Raw genomic sequence first — 17,997 nt, 5'->3', positions numbered from 1 at the left:
TTCTAGGCCCGGGGCTTTTCGATCTTCGGCAGGAAATACGCGAGAAGACCGATGGCTGGCAGGAACGAGCAGATCGTATAGACGGTCGCGATGCTCGTGATGTCGGCGAGATGCCCGAGCGCCGCGGCGCCGAGGCCCGCCATGCCGAATGAGAATCCGAAGAAGAAGCCCGCGATCATGCCGACGCGGCCTGGCACCAGCTCGATGGCATAGACCAGGATGGACGAGAAGGCGGAGGCCAGGACCACGCCCACGATGACGCTCAGCACGGTCGTCCAGAACAGATCGGCGAAGGGCAGCGCGAGGGTGAAGGGCAGGACGCCGAGGATCGAGAGCCAGATCACATAGCGCCGTCCGATCCTGTCGCCGATGGGCCCGCCGAGTAGCGTGCCGACGGCGAGCGCACCGAGGAAGATGAAGAGGTGGATCTGCGCGTCCTGCACGGACAGCTGGAACTTGGAGATCAGGTAGAAGGTGAAATAGTTGGTGAAGCTCGCGACGTAGAAATCCTTCGAGAAGATCAGCAGCATCAGGATTCCGATCGAGACCACGACGCGCCGCTTCGAGAACAGCGATCCGGCCTCGCTCATGCGCGGCTTGGCGCGCAGATCCGCGAGCTTGGCCTGATACCAGCGCCCCACGACAAACAGGATCAGCATCGCCAGCAGAGCCACCGCGGAAAACCAGGCGATGCTCGGCTGCCCGAAGGGAACGACGATGAAGGCGGCAAGCAAGGGCCCGAGCGCACTTCCGGCATTGCCGCCGACCTGGAACACCGACTGCGCCAGTCCGTGCTGTCCGCCGGAGGCCAGGCGTGCGACACGGGAGGATTCCGGGTGGAACACCGAGGATCCCATGCCGATGAGCGCCGCCGCCAAAAGCAGGACCGGATAGGATCCCGCCTGCGACAGCGTCAGCAACCCGATCAGGGTGAAGCCCATGCCGACCACGAGGGAGAATGGCTGCGGCCGCCGGTCCGTGAACGTGCCGATCATCGGTTGAAGCAGCGATGCAGTGCACTGGAAGGTCAGCGTGAGCAGCCCGATCTGGCCGAAATCGAGGTGAAAATTGCTCTTGAGGATGGGGTAGATCGCCGGCAGCAGCGATTGGATGAGATCGTTCAGCAGATGCGAAATGCTGATGGCAACCAGGATCGGGACCGCGACCCTCTCCGCCGAGATGGGACGGGATGCAACGGACATGGCTGATGTTTGGTTGGTCATCGACATTCTTCGTTATGCTGCCAAGCTTGGCATAAGGCGTTTCCGGGTTCCGCTATAGACCAGAATGCGGCCCCGATCTCCCTCTCATGCTGCAGAGCAGGGTTACAGCGCAGGTAGGGCAAAGTTCCTCTCGACCATACGTCAATAGACGCGCCAGACAGCTCGAAACCCTATAACGATCGAGCCACAACTTCTTCCCATTTAGTCTCTAAGCCCCAGGCCATTAGCCCGGACAACGGGAAAACGAATAAGCACCAAGGGGTATTTGATGTCGCAAGCCACGGCCTATGAGCAGTTCATGCTCGAACTGGTGAACCGTGAACGGGCGAAGACGGGCGCTCAGCCGCTCACCTTCAACGGCGATCTCAACGAATCGGCGGATTCGCACAGCAACTGGATGATCGCGACCGACACGTTCTCCCATACGGGAGCAGGCGGGTCTTCCCCACATCAGCGGATGATTCAGGCAGGCTACACCTTCTCGGGTTCCTGGACCTCGGCGGAGAATATCGCGTGGGCCAGCACGCGCGCTCCTGCGGGCCTCCAGGACGAGGTGGAGCTGCTGCACACGAGCCTGATGAACAGCCCGGGCCACAAGGCGAATATCCTCAACGGGACCTTCCGCGAGATCGGCATCGGCTTCGACACCGGTCCGTACCAGACCTGGGACGGGGCCTTCGTCACGCAGAACTTCGCCAAGTCCGGCACGAAGGTGTTTCTGACTGGCGTCGGCATGGACGACAAGGACGGCGACCTTTTTTACGACATCGGCGAGGGCCTCGGTGGATTGACGGTGACGGCCGTGAGTTCGACCGGCGCCCGATACAGCACGACGACGGAAAGCGCCGGCGGCTACGGCTTGGCGCTCGCGGCCGGCACCTATGAGGTCACGTTCTCCGGCGGCGGCTTTGCCGCGGTGACCAAGCAGGTGACGATCAGCGCCTCGAATGTGAAGCTCGATCTCATCGACCCGACAACGGGAACCCCCTCCACGCCGACCTCGACCACGATCAGCGGCACCGCGAGCAACAACACCCTCAAGGGAACGTCCGTAGCCAATACGATCAAGGGCAATGGCGGCAACGACAAGCTCTACGGCAACGGCGGCAACGACAAGCTCTATGGCGGCACCGGCAACGATGCCCTCACCGGCAATGCCGGGAACGACCGGCTCTATGGCGACAGCGGAAAGGACACGCTTTCCGGCAGCAGCGGCAACGACATCCTCACCGGCGGCACGAACACGGACACGTTCCGCTTCTCGGGCCAATGGGGCAAGGACAAGATCACCGATTTCAGGAACGCCAGCGACCGCATCGATCTGCGCGCCACCGATCTGAGCTTCAACGATCTCAGCATCCGCAAATTCAACGCGGACAGCGACGGCAAAGTTGACGACGTGCTGATCAAGGCCGACGGCCAGTCGATCACGCTCATCAACGTGAAGCTCTCGCTGATCGGCGCTTCGGACTTCCTGTTCTGAGTTCGAACAAACCCAAAAAGAAAAGGCGGGCTCAGCAGGCCCGCCTTTTTTGTTTTTCGCGTTCGTAGCTAACGATTATTCGGCGGCGACCAGAACCGCTTCACCGGCCGGCGTATGCGTCTCGACATTGCCGTCATAGACGGCCTGATCGAGAATGCGCTCCTCCTTCGCGACGATCACCGGCACGAGGATCTGACCCGTCACGTTGGTCATGGTGCGCATCATATCGACGACGCGGTCGATGGCGATGATGTAACCGATGCCTTCGAGCGGCAGACCTGCTGTACTCAGGGTCAGCGTCAGCATGACGATGGAGGTGCCAGGCACGCCTGCCGTGCCGAGCGAGCCCAGAACCGCCGTCAAGCCGATGAGCACGTACTGCGTCAGCGAGAGATCGAGACCGAAATACTGCGCGATGAAGATCGACGCGATGGCGGGATAGATCGCGCCGCAGCCATCCATTTTCACGTTGGCCCCGAGCGGCAAAGCGAAGCTCGCATAGCTCTGCGGCACGCCGAGCTTCTCGACCGCGACGCGCAGGGACATCGGCAGCGTGGCAAGGCTCGACGAGGTGGCGAAGGCCATCTGCATCGCCGGCGCAGCGCCGCGGAAGAAGCGGCCGACCTTCAGGCCGTGCACCTTCAGGAGACCGCCATAGACCACGACGATGTGGAACAGGCAGGCGAGATACATGGCCGCGATGAACTTGCCGAGCGGCAGCAGCGAGGCGAGACCGTAGCGCCCGACAACCCAGGCAATCAGGCCGAAGGTGCCGATGGGCGTGAGCTGTAGCACCCAGCGCGTGATGCGAAAGACGACGGTCGCGCCCTGGTCGACAAGGGTGCGGATGCCGGCCGTCTTCTCTCCGAGCGAGACGAGGGCAGCGCCGACGATGCCGGCGAAGAAGAGCACCTGCAGCACGTTGGTATCGGCCATGGCCTTGATCGGGTTCGTCGGCACGATGCCGATCAGGACCTCGAGCGGCGTTGGGATCGTGCGCGGCTTCACCTCGCCGAGCGGCAGGTTCGACAGGCCGAGACCCGGATCGATGAGATGCCCGAAGGCGATGCCCACGAGCACGGCGATGGCCGAGGTGGCAATGAACCAGAACAGGGTGCGCAGGCCCAGGCTGGCTACGTTACCTGCTTCGGCAAGCTTCGCCACGCTGGACGTGATGGTGAAGAACACCAGCGGGATCACGATCATCCGCACGAGGTTCAGGTAGAGGTCGCCGAGCGGCTTGAACCATACGGCGGCCTGCTCCCCGGCCAGCACGCCGGCAAGGATGCCGAGGGCAAAGCCTACGGTGACCCGCTGCCAGAGCGGGCGGGTAAACCACGATTTCAACATGTTGATTGCCTTAGATTTACAAATTTATCTGGAAATAAGGGATCGGCGGCAAGAGCACCAATGCCACCCGTGCAGGGCTGGGGGCGGGCTGCCGCATGGATGGTCGATGCTCACAATGGCGTGTGAGGGCGTTGCCCCGCCGGAACGCCCGTCCATCTCGGTTCTTGTCCGACAGCAACACAATGTCAGAACTCTCTATGCTCTGCCTCTCAAGCTTCACCCTCCCCAAAGCCGGTTTGGCTTTTCTCCTGATGCTGACCGGCGCCGTTGGCGCATTGGCCCAGCCCACCTCTCCTCCACCGGCGCCGGTGCCCGATGCGAAGCTGATCGAAGAAGCGGCCACGCGCGCCAGCGACCTTCCGAACCTCCGTTCCCTGATCGTGTCCCACAATGGAAGCGTCCTGGTGGAGCGGGGATTCAGTGGTGCACGGCTTGACCGCCCGACGAACATCAAGTCCGCATCGAAGACGATCATGTCGGCATTGGTCGGCATTGCCATTGAGCGCGGCACTCTGCGGGGTGTCGACCAACCGGTCGCATCGATCCTCGGGCAAAGCATCCCCTCCGATGCCGATGCGCGGATCAAGAAAATCACCATCGGCCATCTGCTCTCCATGCAAGCGGGACTGGGGCGCACTTCCGGCCGCAATTACGGCGCATGGATCAGCAGCGACAATTGGGTGCGCTACATTCTCTCGCGCCCGTTCGTCGACGAGCCCGGTGGGCGCATGCTCTATTCGACCGGAAGCACGCATCTCTTGTCGGCTGCGCTGACACGGGCCTCGAAGCGCAGCACGCTGGAACTGGCGCGCGATTGGCTCGGCGAGCCGCTCGAAGTCGATGTCGCGCCCTGGACGCGCGATCCGCAGGGCATCTATCTCGGCGGCAACGAGATGGCGCTCTCGCCGCGCGCGCTTTTGCGCTTCGGCGAGATGTATCGTCAGGGCGGCATGATCGACGGCAAGCGCGTCGTGTCGGAGAACTGGATCAGGGAATCCTGGACGCCGCGCACCTCCTCGCCCTTCACCGGCGATGCTTACGGCTATGGCTGGTTCATGCGCGAGATGCACGGGCACAGAGCCCATTACGCCTGGGGCTTCGGCGGACAGATGCTCTACGTCATTCCGAGCCTCAGCCTGACGGTGGTCATGACCTCCAACGCAACCGAGCCGTCGCGAGAGGACAATTACATCGGTCAGTTGCACGCATTGGTCGCGGACGGCATCGTTCCGGCGTTCCTGCCGAGACAAAGCGAGACGACGGGCAGCTTGGGGACGAACGGTTCGCAGACGGAGAAGCCACTTTAGGCAAAGGCGTGTTGTCCGAGGAACTGCGGGTCAGGATCGGAAAGTGGACCCTGCTATTGGACTCACCAAGGAAGCAGCGGCCAGATTGTAACAAACTTCATTTCTGCGTAGCATCGGCCCAAGCCTTTTTTGAGGAACTTTGGGGAGATCCTGCAGCATGGCGAAGCTGGTGTTCGCTTTGAACCAGTCCTTGGACGGCTATGTCGATCACATGGAATTTGCGCCTGATCCTGCGCTCTTTCGTCATTTCATCGACGACGTGCGCGGCCTGGCCGGCAGCGTGTACGGTCGCCGCATGTACGAGGTGATGCGATATTGGGACGAAGACCATTCCGAGTGGGACGAGGCGCAACGCGACTATGCAGCGGCGTGGCGGAGCCAACCGAAATGGGTCGTATCGCGCTCGCTGAAGTCCGTCGGCCCGAATGCCACTCTTATTGGGGAAGACATCGAGGCGACGATCCGCGGGCTGAAGGCCCAACTGGACGGGGAGATTGAAGTTTCCGGACCTGAGCTAGCGCAAAGTCTGACCGAACTTGGTCTGGTCGATGAATATCGACTGTACACCCATCCCGTCGTGCTTGGTCGCGGCAAGCCTTTCTTCGCCGGCCCGCGGCCGCCGCTGCGCCTCATGGCAAGCGATCGCATTGGCGGGGACGTGATCAGGTTAACATACGTTCCCGCATAGTCGCGCGACTAACCCGACGTTCGTACGTGGTACGACCTGCCAGAGTCCTATGGCCCCCGCACATCTGCTCCACCTCGCATGAGGGAAAAGCGGTGCGTGCGTTTTTATGTTTCAGCCGCCGACTTCCCTTTACGGCTGCCTGCCTTCTTCGCCACGTTCAGCGCCACAGCCGCACGGATGAGCGCCTTCAATGCCTCTTCATCGATCGCATCGCCTTCATGAAAATCGATGGCGCGCCGCGTATTGCCCTCAAGGCTCGCATTGAAAAGGCCGGATGGATCATCGAGCGAGGCCCCTTTGGCAAAGGTCATCTTCACGGCGCTCTTGTAGGTCTCGCCGGTGCAGATGATGCCGGCATGCGACCACACCGGAACGCCCCTCCACTTCACCTCCTCGATCACATCGGGATCGGCCTGCTTGATGAGGGCGCGCAGGCGCTTGAGCGTCTCACCACGCCAATCGTTCAGTTCCTTGATCTTTGCATCGATCAGCTGAGAGGCAGAGGCGCCTTTATCGGCGTCCTGCGAAACGGTCTTCATCGTCGTCATGATTGTTGCCGCCTACATTTTCTCGCCGGGTAATTCGCTGGCCTGCTTCACCCAGGAGACGAATTGAGCTTCGTCCAGTTGGTCGTGCTCATGGATGTGGAAGTAGCGCACATCCTTGTGCTTGGACGCTTCGGGAGGGATGGGATTCAGCGACCCGCCGCGGAAGAAAGCCACCTTGATGTATTTCGCGAAGCAATGGATGCTGAGGAACCATCCCTGACCTTCGACGCCGTACAACGGCGAGTTCCATTTGACGGCTTTGCGCACGCCGGGAACGGTGCGCACGATGAGCGCATCGAGCCGGCGCCCGACATCGCTTTTCCAACCCGGCATGGCAGCGATATAGGCCTGCACGGGAGCATCGCCATAGCCCTTCGCGATCTGAGGGTTGCCGCCCGAGAGAAGAACCGGCTCCCCGGCGTTCACAGCGACTGGCTTCGCCTCGGCCGATTTTGCATCCTTCGCTGGCTTCTTAGACGTCCTCTTGAGCGCAGGATCGGTCATTGGTCCATTCCCCATTGGCGACATGCTATCGCGCTCCATGGTACTGCTATTGTGTAAACAAGGCCTAATCCAGCAGCAGCCTCAGCACCAGCGGCAGAAGCAGCGCGGTAACCAGCGCATTGAGGCCCATGGCGATGCCGGCAAAGGTGCCGGCAAGCGAATTGACCTGAAACGCGCGCGCCGTCCCGATGCCGTGCGAGGCAAGTCCCACCGCAAAACCGCGCGCACGCCAATCCTTCATGCGCAACGCATTCATCAGCGGCGTGACCATGATCGAGCCGGTGACGCCGGTGAGCATCACCAGGATAGCGGTGAGCGCCGGATCGCCGCCGAGCGCTTCCGTGATGCCCATGCCCACGGGAGCGGTGACGGATTTCGGCGCGAGCGCAATGAGAATGGGATTGGGAATGCCGAAGAGCTGCGCGACGGCGACGGCCGACACGATGGCCGTGACGGACCCCACGACGAGCGACACCACCATCGGCACGATGGAGCGCAGCACGATGTGCCGGTTCTCGTAAAGCGGAATCGCGAGCGCGACCGTCGCGGGACCGAGCAGGAAATGCACGAACTTCGCGCCTTCGAAATAGACCGGGTAGGACGTACCCGTGCCCCACAGCACGAGGGCGACCGTCACCACGGAGATCAGCACCGGATTGAAGAGCGGATGTCGCTTGAAGGTAAGCGAGATGCGATCCGCGATGACATAGGCACTGAGCGTCACCACGAGCCAGAGCAGCGGGGTCTGCGAGAGATAGACCCAGAGGGAGAAGGCCTGATCAGTCACGGGCTTTTCCCTCCTCGGCCGTTTCCATCGCGGAGCCGCTGAGGCGCGACACCACCACGAAAGCGACGACGGTCACGACGAGCGTGACGAAGGTGGAGACCACGAGAGCAACGGCAAGGCCGACGCCGTAATCGGCCAGCACGTCGAGCCGCTGGATCACGCCGACGCTCGCCGGAATGAACAGCAGCGAGAGATGGGCCAACAGCCCCTTCCCTGTCGAGTCGAGCGTCCTGCCGAATTCCGGCACCTTCGTCCTGATCCGGTCCCGTAGGTTCAGGAACACGAACAGAATCAGCATGCCGAGCACCGGCCCCGGCAACGACCAACCGAAGCCGCGGGCGACCACCTCGCCAAGCAACTGGCAGAGGAGGATAATGGTCAGACTGACGATCATGGGCAGGCCTCGAGAGCGGAACGCCCACCACAGGTATCGCGGCAGAGGGTCCAAGCAAAGCATCGATGGGCGCGTTTGAGAAAGCTAGACTGTTGCTCGAAAGTTGCCCGTGCTAAACAATCAAGGAATGGTCGGTAACCGCGATCTGTCAGGCTGGCCGGCCGGGTGACTCAAGTGCCATGAACGACACGTCTCTGCTTTTCCGTCTTGTCGTTGCCCTGGCCATCGGGCTGCTCATCGGCCTGGAGCGGGGCTGGAAGCAGCGCGAGGAGGCGGAGGGAGAGCGCACCGCCGGCCTGCGGACCTATACGCTGATCGCCCTTCTTGGCGCCCTGTCCGCCATCCTGACGACCCACACCAATGTCGTCTTTCTGGCTCTCTCCTTCCTCGGCTTCTCGCTCGCCTTCAGCGCCTTCTCCTGGCTGGAAGCAAAGGCGGAGGAGAACTTCAGCGTCACCGGCGTCGTCGCCGGGCTCATCACCTTCTCTCTCGGCGCCTATGCGGTTCTCGGTAATCTTGAGATCGCAACAGCGGCTGGCGTCGTCGTCACGCTCATCCTGGCTCTCAAGCAGCCGCTGCACAGCTGGGTCAGGCGTCTGACATGGCTGGAGATCCGCTCCGCTCTCATTCTTCTCGCGATGACGTTCCTCGCCCTGCCCCTGCTGCCGGACCGGACCGTCGATCCTTGGGACTCCGTCAATCCGGCGGAGATCTGGCTGCTTGCCATCATCATCGCGGCGATCTCCTTTGCCGGTTACATCGCCGTGAAGATCATGGGGAGCCAAGCGGGCGTCGCGCTCGCGGCGCTCGCCGGCGGTCTGGCCTCCTCCACCGCAACCACCGTCACCCTCGCCCGCATGGCGCGCGAGCATCCGACTGCGAGCCCGCTTCTCGCCGGCGGCATTCTTCTTGCCGGATCGGTCATGGTCGGGCGCGTGCTCGTCGTCGCGAGCGCTTTGAACAACGCGCTGCTTCTTCCGCTCGCATGGCCACTCGGCGCGGCGGGGATCGTCATGATCGCGGTCGCAGGGCTGCTCTTCTTCACCCATGGGCGGGGCAGCACGGAGAGTCCTCAGCTCACCATGAAGAGCCCCTTCGAACTCGGAACCGCCTTGAAACTCGCTGGCCTGATCGCCGTGATCAGCCTGCTCGCGAAGATCATCAGCACCTACGCGGGCGATGTCGGTATCACCATCCTGGCCGCCCTCTCCGGCATCGCCGATGTGGACGCCATCACGCTTTCCCTCGCGCGTCTCGCCAACAGCGGCGGCATTGCGGTCCACACGGCGGCGCTCGGAATCGCCATCGCCGTTGCGGTGAACACGGCGGTAAAGGCGGGCATGACGTTCAGTCTCGGCGGTACTCAAGCGGGCTGGATCGTCTCGGCCGCGAGTGCCGCGGCGATAGTGGCGGGCGGCGCGGCTTTCGTGCTTTTCGGCTGATCCTCAAAGCTCAATGTTCAAGAAGTAGTTTCGCAACGAGGGCAGGAAACGGAGCGGCGCGCGAAGTAGCGGACAGCGCATTGAGGACAGTTGGCAAGAACATCCTTCTGAGCCCAGAAACTATCCCAATCCATCTTCTCCTCATGAATCTCGACAGCAGCCTCAAGAGACTCGGCCTGGATTTGATGAAGAAAAACCGGTTCCTTCAACCAGCACCCGATCGATCGCAACCGATGGACTTCGTTCAACGGAAGCAAGGCAACGCTGTTGTCAGCGAGCTCGTACCATGCCTCGAAAATGCTCTCGTCCATGAGGACTTCCTAACAAGCACCTCGTCAATGAAAAGGCGGGTCTGAAACCCGCCTTTTCAATTCGCTTAGTTGTCGAGGAAGCTCCTGAGCTTCCGGCTCCGCGAGGGATGCTTCAGCTTGCGCAGGGCCTTCGCCTCGATCTGGCGGATACGCTCGCGGGTCACGGAGAACTGCTGACCGACCTCTTCGAGGGTGTGGTCGGTGTTCATGCCGATACCGAAGCGCATGCGCAGCACGCGCTCCTCGCGCGGCGTGAGCGAGGCGAGAACGCGCGTCGTGGTCTCGCGCAGGTTCGACTGGATCGCCGCGTCGATGGGCAGGATCGCGTTCTTGTCCTCGATGAAGTCGCCGAGGTGCGAATCCTCCTCGTCACCGATGGGCGTTTCGAGCGAGATCGGCTCCTTGGCGATCTTCAGGACCTTGCGCACCTTCTCCAACGGCATGGCGAGTTTCTCGGCCAGTTCCTCCGGGGTCGGCTCGCGGCCGATCTCGTGCAGCATCTGGCGCGATGTGCGGACGATCTTGTTGATCGTCTCGATCATGTGCACCGGAATGCGGATCGTGCGGGCCTGATCCGCAATGGAGCGCGTGATCGCCTGACGGATCCACCACGTGGCGTAGGTCGAGAACTTGTAGCCGCGCCGGTACTCGAACTTGTCGACCGCTTTCATGAGGCCGATATTGCCCTCCTGGATCAGGTCCAGGAACTGCAGGCCGCGGTTCGTGTACTTCTTGGCGATCGAGATCACGAGGCGCAGGTTCGCCTCGATCATTTCCTTCTTCGCCTGACGGGCCTCGCGCTCGCCCTTCTGCACCATCATGACGATGCGGCGGAATTCCTGGATCTCCAGGCCGGTCTCGCTCGCCAGGTTATGGATGTTCTCGCGCAGGTCGTGGATGCCGTCCTTCGCCTTGGCGACGAAATCCTTCCACCCCTTGCCACCGAGCTTGGAGACGCGCAGCACCCATTTCGGGTCGAGCTCCCAGCCCTGGTAATGCTTGAGGAATTCCTCGCGGGCGACGCCGTGGCTCTCGGCCAGCCGCATCAGGCGGCCCTCATGGGAGATGAGGCGCTTGTTGATGTCGTAGAGCTGCTCGACCAGGGCCTCGATGCGGTTGTTGTTCAGCGACAGCGACTTCACCGCCGTGACGATATCCGCCTTGAGCTCCTTGTACTTGCGCTCCTGGGCCGGGGTCAGCTGCTTGTTCTGCATGCGCTGTTCCACATGCTCGACCTGCAGGCGGCGCAGCTTCTTGTAGTTGTCGGCGATGGAGTCGAAGGTCTCGAGCACGCGCGGCTTCAGCTCGGCCTCCATGGCCGAGAGCGACACGTTGTTCTCCATGTCGTCGTCGTCGAGCTCGCCCTCGGGCGGGGTCATGCCCTCTTCGCCCTCGGCCGTCTCTTCGGCCTCGCCCTCGTCACCGAGCGCATCCACCTTCGGCGCGCCCTTGCCGTCCGGGCCGGCATAAGTGGCCTCGAGGTCGATGATGTCGCGCAAAAGCACCCGGCCTTCGACGAGCTCGTCGCGCCAGATGATGATGGCCTGGAAGGTCAACGGGCTTTCGCAAAGGCCCGCGATCATGGCCTCGCGGCCGGCCTCGATGCGCTTGGCGATCGCGATTTCGCCCTCGCGGGAGAGAAGCTCCACCGAGCCCATCTCGCGCAGGTACATGCGCACCGGATCGTCCGTACGGTCGGTCGGCTCCTTGGTCGTGGTCTCGCGCACCGTGACGGCGCGGGTCTGCGAGGCCTCGACGAGGTCGCCGCCTTCGGCCTCCTCCTCGTCCGCTTCCGGCTGGGCGCCTTCGTCGGTCTCCTCGGACTCGACGACATTGATGCCCATCTCGGAGAGCTGGCCGAGCACGTCCTCGATCTGCTCCGAGGAGAACTCCTCCGGAGGCAGAACCTCGTTCAATTCGTCATAAGTGACATACCCGCGCTTCTTCGCGAGCTTGATCATCCGTTTAACGGCGGCATCGCTCAGGTCGAGCAGGGGCCCGTCGCTCTGCTGCTCCGGAGCTGCCGTCTCGCCTTCGTCCCGTTCGGTTGCCTTCGTCGCCATGCTTTGCTCAACTCCAGCGCCCCGCTCATCCCCCCTACAGGACCCGCGATGCGCGAATGGGCGGCCAAGCCTTTAGAGCTCCGCCACCCGAAATTCATTTCCGACTATAAACAGTGAGTCGCTTGACTAACCGTTAACCATCCCCTGCTCAAACTGCCGCAACCGCCTGGCTTGCCGCACTCTGACGTATAAGGACATCAGTGACCCCCGGGGATCCCTGCCTTGTCCATGTCGGCCTCGGCACCCTCGACGGAGGACAGTTGGTTTTGGACCTCTCGCAGCCAGGCGAGATTGGCCTCGTTGTCCTCTTCGGCGAGTGCGCGCTCAGCAGCTCGAAGTTCGCTATGTAACGTGCGTGCGCGGCGATGCAAGGTGATGGCTTGCCTCAATGCGTCCTCAAGCCGCAAGGGATCCGCATGCGGATCCAGCATCCACCGGTCGCCGGGACGGACCAGAACCGTCAACCGATCCGCCGCCGGCGTCAGGCCGGCCCGTTCGAGGCGGGCCTTCATGACCGTCAGATCGGTCGGTTCGCCGCTCGCCGCTCCATCGAGCAAGAGACTGCGCACCATTTGGGTGGAGCGGCCCTCAAGTTCAAGATCTGCAAGGGTTTCTGCGTGATTCTGGATGAGTTCCGGATGCACCAGGAAGGTGCAGAGGATCATCGCTTCCCGCGGGCTCTCGGCCGTGCTGCCGGCAAAAAGCGGGTTGCGGGCGAGCAGTGGCGAGACGCTCAGGCGGGCGCTCGGCGTCATCGGCTGGGGCTTCTGAAAGTCCCGCCGCCCGCCCCCACCCTGGCGGTTGAAACGGCCCGGCCGGGTGTCGGGGCTGAGGGCCGCGAGGCGGCTTTCGACCTCCTCCCGGTAGTATTTCTTGAGAGTTTCGTCGCGAATCAGTGCCAGTGATTCGCGCAGGCGCCGCTCCAGGGCTGCCCGCCGCTCGGGCGTATCGAGGGGGCCCGCCTCGAATTCCCGCGTCCAGAGCACATCGACCAGAGGCCGCGCCGAGGCGAGCACCCGCTCCACCGCGGCAGCCCCGCCCGCACGCGCCAGATCGTCCGGATCCTGCCCTTCCGGCAGCATGGCGAAGCGCAGGGATTTGCCCGGCATCAGATTGGGCAGGGCAACATCGAGCGCCCGATAGGCCGCCCGCTGCCCGGCCTTGTCGCCGTCGAAGCAGAGGATCGGCTCCTCGGCGAGGCGCCAGAGCAGCGTGAGCTGGTCCTCCGTCAGGGCGGTGCCGAGGGGCGCGACCGCATGGGGAAAGCCCGCCGCGCTCAACGAGATCACGTCCACATAGCCCTCGACCGCGATCACCGTGCCCCGGTCGTGGGCCGGCTGACGGGCGAGGTGGTAATTGTAGAGAAGCCGGCCCTTGTTGAAGAGCGGCGTATCGGGCGAGTTGAGATATTTCGCCGGAACGTCGGCGCTCATGGCCCGGCCGCCGAAGGCGATGACCCGGCCGCGCACGTCGCAGATCGGGAACATGACCCGGTCGCGGAAGCGGTCGGCGGGGATCTTCCCCTCCTCGCCCGCATGAACCAAGCCTGCCTCCACCATCATCTCGACCGGCACGCCCTTGCCGGCGAGATGGTCCCGCAGGGCATAGCGCTCGGACGGGGCATAGCCGATACGGAAGCGGACCTGCGTGTCGCGACTTAAGCTGCGCCCGGCGAGATAATCTCGCGCCTTGGCGCCGGAGCGGTCCTGGAGCGAGGCCTCGAAGAACTTCGCCGCCAGCTCCATGACGTCATGGAGGTTCTTGCGCTTGACCTCCTCCTGATGGTCCTCGCGGGAGAGCTTCGGCAGCGGCACCCCCGCCTCCCCGGCCAGCCGCTCCACGGCCTCGGGGAAGGAGAGTCCCTCCGTTTCCATCAGGAAGGTGAAGATGTCGCCGTGCTTGCCGGAGGAGAAGCAGTGATAAAACTGCTTCTGGTCGTTCACGTAAAAGGACGGCGTCTTCTCCGCGTTGAAGGGCGACAGCCCCTTCCATTCCCGCCCCGCTTTTTTAAGGCGCACGCGCTTACCCACGACGGCCGAGGTCGGCAGCCGGGCGCGGATCTCTTCGAGGATTTGAGGCGGGTAGCGCACGAAGCGTGAATCTCCAAACCTGTTCCATAAACTAGGGCGGTCACGGCGAAGTTAAAAACAGAAAGGCCACGCTTTCCTGTGCCCGCAATCCACAGGGGGCGCGTCTGTGGGACACGTCTCAACCGGGGCCGATGGAACCACGAAGCGTGGCCTTCGCTTGATTAGATAGAAGCCTTTCATGGGAAAGGATTTTTCAAGCTCGAGGCTACCCATGCCGCTCACTCAAAACCCCATCGTCGAATGGCCGACGGAGTTCCTCCACCTTCTGGCAGGCTTCGAAGTGGCGGCCGGCGGGGACGGCAAACGCTTCGGCCGCGTCGACATCGACATCGATCCCCAGACGCTGTGCCTCCTCAACGAATTCGAGGCGCACGTGCGGCATCGTCAGGTCCGGCTCAGACCTGCAGACGGTGCCGGTTGTCTCGTGGGCGAGATGAACGTGCTGATCGGTCTGGGGGCCGCTGCCGATCCGACCCAGCATGCCAGCCGGATCCGGATCAGCTTTCACGATCTTCTGGATGACGACTGCGTCGATCGCTTCGCGCACACGTGACGGCGTCGAAGGAGATCCCCGACAGGACCGGCCGCGACGGAAGAGCCATCATGGCGAGACAATGTTCGAGTGGATAAGACGAAGTTCCTCATTCCTCCCGAACCATGAACGTTCCAATCTTCGTTAGTGGATGTGGATGGAGCGTCGTGAATCAGAGCATTGCCCATATCGCCCTCGTCGTTCGTGACTACGACGCGGCGATTGACTTCTATGTCAGCAGGCTCGGCTTCGAGCTGGTCGAGGACACCTACCAGCCGGAGCAGGACAAGCGCTGGGTGATCGTCCGGCCGCGGGGCAGTGCGAGCACGTCGTTGCTTCTGGCCCGTGCATCCTCCGCCCATCAGGAGACCTTCATCGGCAACCAGGCCGGCGGCCGCGTCTTCCTGTTCCTGCGGACCGACGATTTCTGGCGCGACCACGCCGCCATGATCGAGGCAGGCATCACGTTCATCCGTGAGCCGAAGCACGCCTCCTACGGCATCGTTGCCGTGTTCGAGGATCTATACGGCAATCTGTGGGATCTCGTTCAATTCACGGATGGCCGCCCGTGAAGATCATCGCTAGAGCATCGGACCCAAAAGTGGATCCACTTTTGGGATCGATCTGATGCTTCTTCTCATGGCTGGCGCATCGTGCGGACCCAGAGGGCCATAAGCGGGCCCGAAGCCGGATGACCGATGGTCTCCGGTTTTGCGCCTCGAGCTTAAGCACTACGCCGGCGCGTGTCCGACTTGCTCGCCCGCTTGGCGCGTTCGGCCTTGGTCTTCTGCAGGGCGGCCTGGGTTTCCTTGGCCATCTGCTCGCAGCGCTCGTGGAGGACTTCCAGTTCCTTATCGGTCAGCTTCTCGATTCCCATGAACACGTCGTCCGCATTCGAGGTGCGGATCAATTCGTCCAGCTTGGTTTGAAGAGCAGCACCGTCGCGGTTCTGCGTATTCTGGATGAGGAAGACCATCAGGAAGGTTACGATGGTCGTTCCGGTATTGATCACCAGCTGCCAATCTTCCGAGAAGCTGAAGAAGGGGCCTGACATCGCCCAGACCAGCACGAGGACGACGCAGGCCAGGAACACTGTCGGGGTTCCCGCTATGTGGGCCGTTGCATTGGCGAATCTGGCAAAGAATTTGTCCATCGTGACTCCGTGGCCTTGGTGGAATCACAACGGTCGAGCTGGCTTTTCCGTTCAATACGAGGACGTCGCTCGCAACCTTTAACGGCTCGCTGTCGTCAGCGCCGCGCCGATGCCGACGAAGGTCGCGCCCGCGCCGCGGTTGAACCACCGTCCATGACGGGTCAGCCAGGGAGCGATGCGCTGCGCCATGATGGCGAGAAGAAGTTCGTAGACGATCTCCACCACCACGAAGGTGCCGCCGAACACCGCGAGCTGGACGGGAAAGGACACGCCCGGGACCATGAATTGCGGGAGGAAAGCGGCGAAGAAGATCAGCGCTTTCGGGTTCGACACAGCTACGAGGAAACCCTGGTTGAACATCCAGAGGGGCCTTGCCCTGCGCACCCCCTCGTCCTGCGCGGCAACGTCCAGGACGGAAGCGGGCGCCCGCCAGATGCGGATGCCGAGATAGACGAGATAGGCGGCGCCGATCCACTTGGCGATCGTGAAGGCCTGTTCGGAAGCCGCGAGCAGCGCCCCCATGCCGGCCAGCGATGCCGCAATAAGGATGAAGAAGCCGAGCGCGCCACCCAGCACCGTATAGATCGTGGGCCGGAAGCCGTAACAGACGCCGTGCGTCAACGACAGCAGACCGTTCGGTCCCGGTGTCAGTGAAAGGCCGATCGCGGCAATCAGATAGATCAACCAGAGTTCAAGGCTCATCGGTCACCGATGCTCATTCGTGTGGGCGCATCGTCGGATGCGGGAAGGGAGTTGCCTTTTAGCACGATACGCAGGAAATCTCCGAACGGAATGTCCGTCCCGATCAAATCGCACTTTCCCGTGTTCTTTGGCTCTGTCCTCAGGAGGAAGGCCGAGAAATCCACGACGGGACTCGCCGCAAATAACGCCTCTCACGTCATTATCGGCCACGTGCCGGTGACCCCGATGGGAAAGCGCGACGCTTCCCGCATCGGAATAGCTGGTGCCATCCCCGGCGAGCAATCGAGGGAGGGGATCCACTCAGACGCGCAGTGCCATGGATTCCCTTCCCCTCCGCTGTGCTCCGGTCGGGAATGACACCGGATTCTAAACTCTCCCACGATTCTAAACTCTCCCCCCGTCATCACAGGCCTCGTGCCGGTGATCCCGATTGTGTGACATGCTGCGCTTCTCCGCATCGGGATGGCCGGGACAGGCCCGGCCATGACGTCGAGGAGAGGACCGGCAGAGCAGAGCAATGTTATGTTCATCTTTTGTTCTTGACAATTGTCCCAATCTTGGCTATATCATTGCCTTAGATCTGCTCCTGTCGAGGGGCGCGCTCGCGAGGCGTCGCAGTGTGGGAGCAGGCACGGTCCCGTGAGGCTGACTCGCAATCGGCTTCGACGGGAGGCCCAGGATGTGGGCGGGTGGTCGGGATCGGTCGCAGGCCGCCGTCGCGCAGACGGTCACCGCCGGCGGCGGTCGACTGAGCTGGCCTCTCCTGTCCGCCTAAAGAAGCCGTGCGCGAAGAGGCAGTTCGGCTCTTCCATCCCACACCAGACATCGAGCCGGGCTGCCTGTCGCGCCACCCTCGATCACCACTCAGGCTCGCAGCTCACGCTGCGGGCCCACAGGTGCTGGCTCTTTGATATTGGCTGACATCATACGGCTGACAGGAGCGACTAATCCCGGGCCCATTCCGTTGCGAGAACGATATGGGTCGTGGCGGTAGCCACACCCTGCACGGACGCCACCACGTCCCTGATCCGGTTGAGAGAGGCATTCGAGTCGCAGGACACGTTGACCATCAGGTCGATGGAGCCTGTCAGGGAATGGCAGGCGACGATCTCGGGGATTCCGGCAAGGCGCGGCACCACCTGCTTGCAGCGAAAACCGGGTTCGAAGGTAACGGCGATCATGGCGCGCACGGCCGGATCGTGCTCCGAGGCGAGCTCGACCGTGTAGGCCTTGATGATCCCTTCCCGCTCCAGGCGACGCATCCGCTCCTGCGTGGCACTGCGCGACAGCCCGACGCTGCGGGCAAGGCCCACGAGACTTTCTCTCGCGTTCCTCCGTAGGGTGGCGATCAGGATCTTGTCTTTGTCGTCCAGTACCATTCCGAAAAGATCCGCCTCGCAGGTCCTATGACCGGCATTTC

General features: G+C 62.5%; 18 protein-coding genes. 6 read left to right on the top strand and 12 right to left on the bottom strand.

Translation table 11 applies throughout. The features are described 5' to 3' along the window. Positions 1-2: 2 nt before the first annotated feature. A complete protein-coding gene (locus JO965_RS07125) occupies positions 3-1,223 on the bottom strand; it encodes an MFS transporter (protein WP_371826842.1) in 1,221 nt (406 codons plus the stop codon). A gap of 268 nt (positions 1,224-1,491) precedes the next feature. Here JO965_RS07125 and JO965_RS07120 point away from each other — a divergent pair, with 268 nt between their 5' ends. Beyond that, complete coding sequence (locus tag JO965_RS07120) at positions 1,492-2,706, top strand: CAP domain-containing protein (RefSeq protein ID WP_203442992.1); 1,215 nt, start codon at positions 1,492-1,494, stop codon at positions 2,704-2,706. A 75-nt stretch (positions 2,707-2,781) separates the two neighbouring features. Here JO965_RS07120 and JO965_RS07115 read toward each other — a convergent pair whose 3' ends face one another. Beyond that, complete coding sequence (locus JO965_RS07115) at positions 2,782-4,056, bottom strand: dicarboxylate/amino acid:cation symporter (protein ID WP_246776770.1); 1,275 nt, start codon at positions 4,054-4,056, stop codon at positions 2,782-2,784. Between the two features lie 182 nt (positions 4,057-4,238). Between JO965_RS07115 and JO965_RS07110 the strand changes: the two genes are divergently transcribed. Together JO965_RS07110 and JO965_RS07105 are read left to right on the top strand one after the other, a co-directional pair. Beyond that, entirely contained in the window at positions 4,239-5,363 is a 1,125-nt protein-coding gene (locus JO965_RS07110) for a serine hydrolase (RefSeq protein WP_246776769.1), read from the top strand. Between the two features lie 157 nt (positions 5,364-5,520). Next, on the top strand, positions 5,521-6,051 hold the full coding sequence (locus tag JO965_RS07105) for a dihydrofolate reductase family protein (protein WP_203442990.1): 531 nt from the start codon (positions 5,521-5,523) through the stop codon (positions 6,049-6,051). A gap of 104 nt (positions 6,052-6,155) precedes the next feature. On the opposite strand, the gene JO965_RS07100 is transcribed toward JO965_RS07105, so the two are convergent. The 4 genes from JO965_RS07100 to JO965_RS07085 form a co-directional block, all read right to left on the bottom strand. After that, entirely contained in the window at positions 6,156-6,599 is a 444-nt protein-coding gene (locus tag JO965_RS07100; RefSeq protein ID WP_203442989.1) for a DUF1801 domain-containing protein, read from the bottom strand. A 12-nt stretch (positions 6,600-6,611) separates the two neighbouring features. After that, on the bottom strand, positions 6,612-7,103 hold the full coding sequence (locus tag JO965_RS07095; RefSeq protein ID WP_203442988.1) for a DUF1801 domain-containing protein: 492 nt from the start codon (positions 7,101-7,103) through the stop codon (positions 6,612-6,614). 64 nt (positions 7,104-7,167) lie between these two features. After that, on the bottom strand, positions 7,168-7,890 hold the full coding sequence (locus JO965_RS07090; RefSeq protein WP_203442987.1) for an LrgB family protein: 723 nt from the start codon (positions 7,888-7,890) through the stop codon (positions 7,168-7,170). Continuing rightward, the gene (locus tag JO965_RS07085; protein ID WP_203442986.1) at positions 7,883-8,284 is read right to left on the bottom strand and encodes a CidA/LrgA family protein; all 402 of its coding nucleotides are present in this window, start codon (positions 8,282-8,284) and stop codon (positions 7,883-7,885) included. Before JO965_RS07085 ends, JO965_RS07090 begins: the two co-directional genes overlap by 8 nt. 179 nt (positions 8,285-8,463) lie before the next feature. Between JO965_RS07085 and JO965_RS07080 the strand changes: the two genes are divergently transcribed. Continuing rightward, entirely contained in the window at positions 8,464-9,726 is a 1,263-nt protein-coding gene (locus JO965_RS07080) for an MgtC/SapB family protein (RefSeq protein ID WP_203442985.1), read from the top strand. A 17-nt stretch (positions 9,727-9,743) separates the two neighbouring features. On the opposite strand, the gene JO965_RS07075 is transcribed toward JO965_RS07080, so the two are convergent. The 3 genes from JO965_RS07075 to dnaG form a co-directional block, all read right to left on the bottom strand. After that, positions 9,744-10,037: a hypothetical protein gene (locus tag JO965_RS07075; protein ID WP_203442984.1), complete on the bottom strand. Its 294-nt coding sequence runs from the start codon at positions 10,035-10,037 to the stop codon at positions 9,744-9,746. A 65-nt stretch (positions 10,038-10,102) separates the two neighbouring features. Then, a complete protein-coding gene (rpoD, locus tag JO965_RS07070; protein WP_203442983.1) occupies positions 10,103-12,100 on the bottom strand; it encodes an RNA polymerase sigma factor RpoD in 1,998 nt (665 codons plus the stop codon). Between the two features lie 197 nt (positions 12,101-12,297). Then, complete coding sequence (gene dnaG, locus JO965_RS07065) at positions 12,298-14,190, bottom strand: DNA primase (protein ID WP_203442982.1); 1,893 nt, start codon at positions 14,188-14,190, stop codon at positions 12,298-12,300. 211 nt (positions 14,191-14,401) lie between these two features. On the opposite strand from dnaG, the gene JO965_RS07060 reads away from it, so the two are divergent. Then, on the top strand, positions 14,402-14,743 hold the full coding sequence (locus JO965_RS07060; RefSeq protein ID WP_203442981.1) for a hypothetical protein: 342 nt from the start codon (positions 14,402-14,404) through the stop codon (positions 14,741-14,743). A 146-nt stretch (positions 14,744-14,889) separates the two neighbouring features. After that, entirely contained in the window at positions 14,890-15,294 is a 405-nt protein-coding gene (locus tag JO965_RS07055; protein ID WP_203442980.1) for a VOC family protein, read from the top strand. A gap of 152 nt (positions 15,295-15,446) precedes the next feature. On the opposite strand, the gene JO965_RS07050 is transcribed toward JO965_RS07055, so the two are convergent. The 3 genes from JO965_RS07050 to JO965_RS07040 all read right to left on the bottom strand — a co-directional run bounded on the left by JO965_RS07050 (position 15,447) and on the right by JO965_RS07040 (position 17,956). Beyond that, positions 15,447-15,875, bottom strand: a complete 429-nt coding sequence (locus tag JO965_RS07050; RefSeq protein WP_203442979.1) for a low affinity iron permease family protein — start codon at positions 15,873-15,875, stop codon at positions 15,447-15,449. A gap of 78 nt (positions 15,876-15,953) precedes the next feature. Continuing rightward, on the bottom strand, positions 15,954-16,577 hold the full coding sequence (locus JO965_RS07045) for a LysE family translocator (protein ID WP_203442978.1): 624 nt from the start codon (positions 16,575-16,577) through the stop codon (positions 15,954-15,956). 944 nt (positions 16,578-17,521) lie between these two features. Further along, a complete protein-coding gene (locus JO965_RS07040; protein WP_203442977.1) occupies positions 17,522-17,956 on the bottom strand; it encodes an Lrp/AsnC family transcriptional regulator in 435 nt (144 codons plus the stop codon). Between the last annotated feature and the right edge of the window lie 41 nt (positions 17,957-17,997).

Origin of the sequence: Microvirga sp. VF16 (assembly GCF_016864375.1) — a bacterium.
Taxonomy (GTDB): domain Bacteria; phylum Pseudomonadota; class Alphaproteobacteria; order Rhizobiales; family Beijerinckiaceae; genus Microvirga.
The sequence above is the reverse complement of the archived record's forward strand: the minus strand, read 5'-3'. Positions and strand labels throughout refer to the sequence as shown.

Coding starts and splice junctions, on each gene's coding strand:
- JO965_RS07125 (WP_371826842.1), bottom strand. CDS start 1,223: ATGACCAACCAAACATCAGCCATGTCCGTTGCATCCCGTCCCATCTCG.
- JO965_RS07120 (WP_203442992.1), top strand. CDS start 1,492: ATGTCGCAAGCCACGGCCTATGAGCAGTTCATGCTCGAACTGGTGAAC.
- JO965_RS07115 (WP_246776770.1), bottom strand. CDS start 4,056: ATGTTGAAATCGTGGTTTACCCGCCCGCTCTGGCAGCGGGTCACCGTA.
- JO965_RS07110 (WP_246776769.1), top strand. CDS start 4,239: ATGTCAGAACTCTCTATGCTCTGCCTCTCAAGCTTCACCCTCCCCAAA.
- JO965_RS07105 (WP_203442990.1), top strand. CDS start 5,521: ATGGCGAAGCTGGTGTTCGCTTTGAACCAGTCCTTGGACGGCTATGTC.
- JO965_RS07100 (WP_203442989.1), bottom strand. CDS start 6,599: ATGACGACGATGAAGACCGTTTCGCAGGACGCCGATAAAGGCGCCTCT.
- JO965_RS07095 (WP_203442988.1), bottom strand. CDS start 7,103: ATGACCGATCCTGCGCTCAAGAGGACGTCTAAGAAGCCAGCGAAGGAT.
- JO965_RS07085 (WP_203442986.1), bottom strand. CDS start 8,284: ATGATCGTCAGTCTGACCATTATCCTCCTCTGCCAGTTGCTTGGCGAG.
- JO965_RS07080 (WP_203442985.1), top strand. CDS start 8,464: ATGAACGACACGTCTCTGCTTTTCCGTCTTGTCGTTGCCCTGGCCATC.
- JO965_RS07075 (WP_203442984.1), bottom strand. CDS start 10,037: ATGGACGAGAGCATTTTCGAGGCATGGTACGAGCTCGCTGACAACAGC.
- rpoD (WP_203442983.1), bottom strand. CDS start 12,100: ATGGCGACGAAGGCAACCGAACGGGACGAAGGCGAGACGGCAGCTCCG.
- JO965_RS07060 (WP_203442981.1), top strand. CDS start 14,402: ATGCCGCTCACTCAAAACCCCATCGTCGAATGGCCGACGGAGTTCCTC.
- JO965_RS07050 (WP_203442979.1), bottom strand. CDS start 15,875: ATGGACAAATTCTTTGCCAGATTCGCCAATGCAACGGCCCACATAGCG.
- JO965_RS07045 (WP_203442978.1), bottom strand. CDS start 16,577: ATGAGCCTTGAACTCTGGTTGATCTATCTGATTGCCGCGATCGGCCTT.
- JO965_RS07040 (WP_203442977.1), bottom strand. CDS start 17,956: ATGGTACTGGACGACAAAGACAAGATCCTGATCGCCACCCTACGGAGG.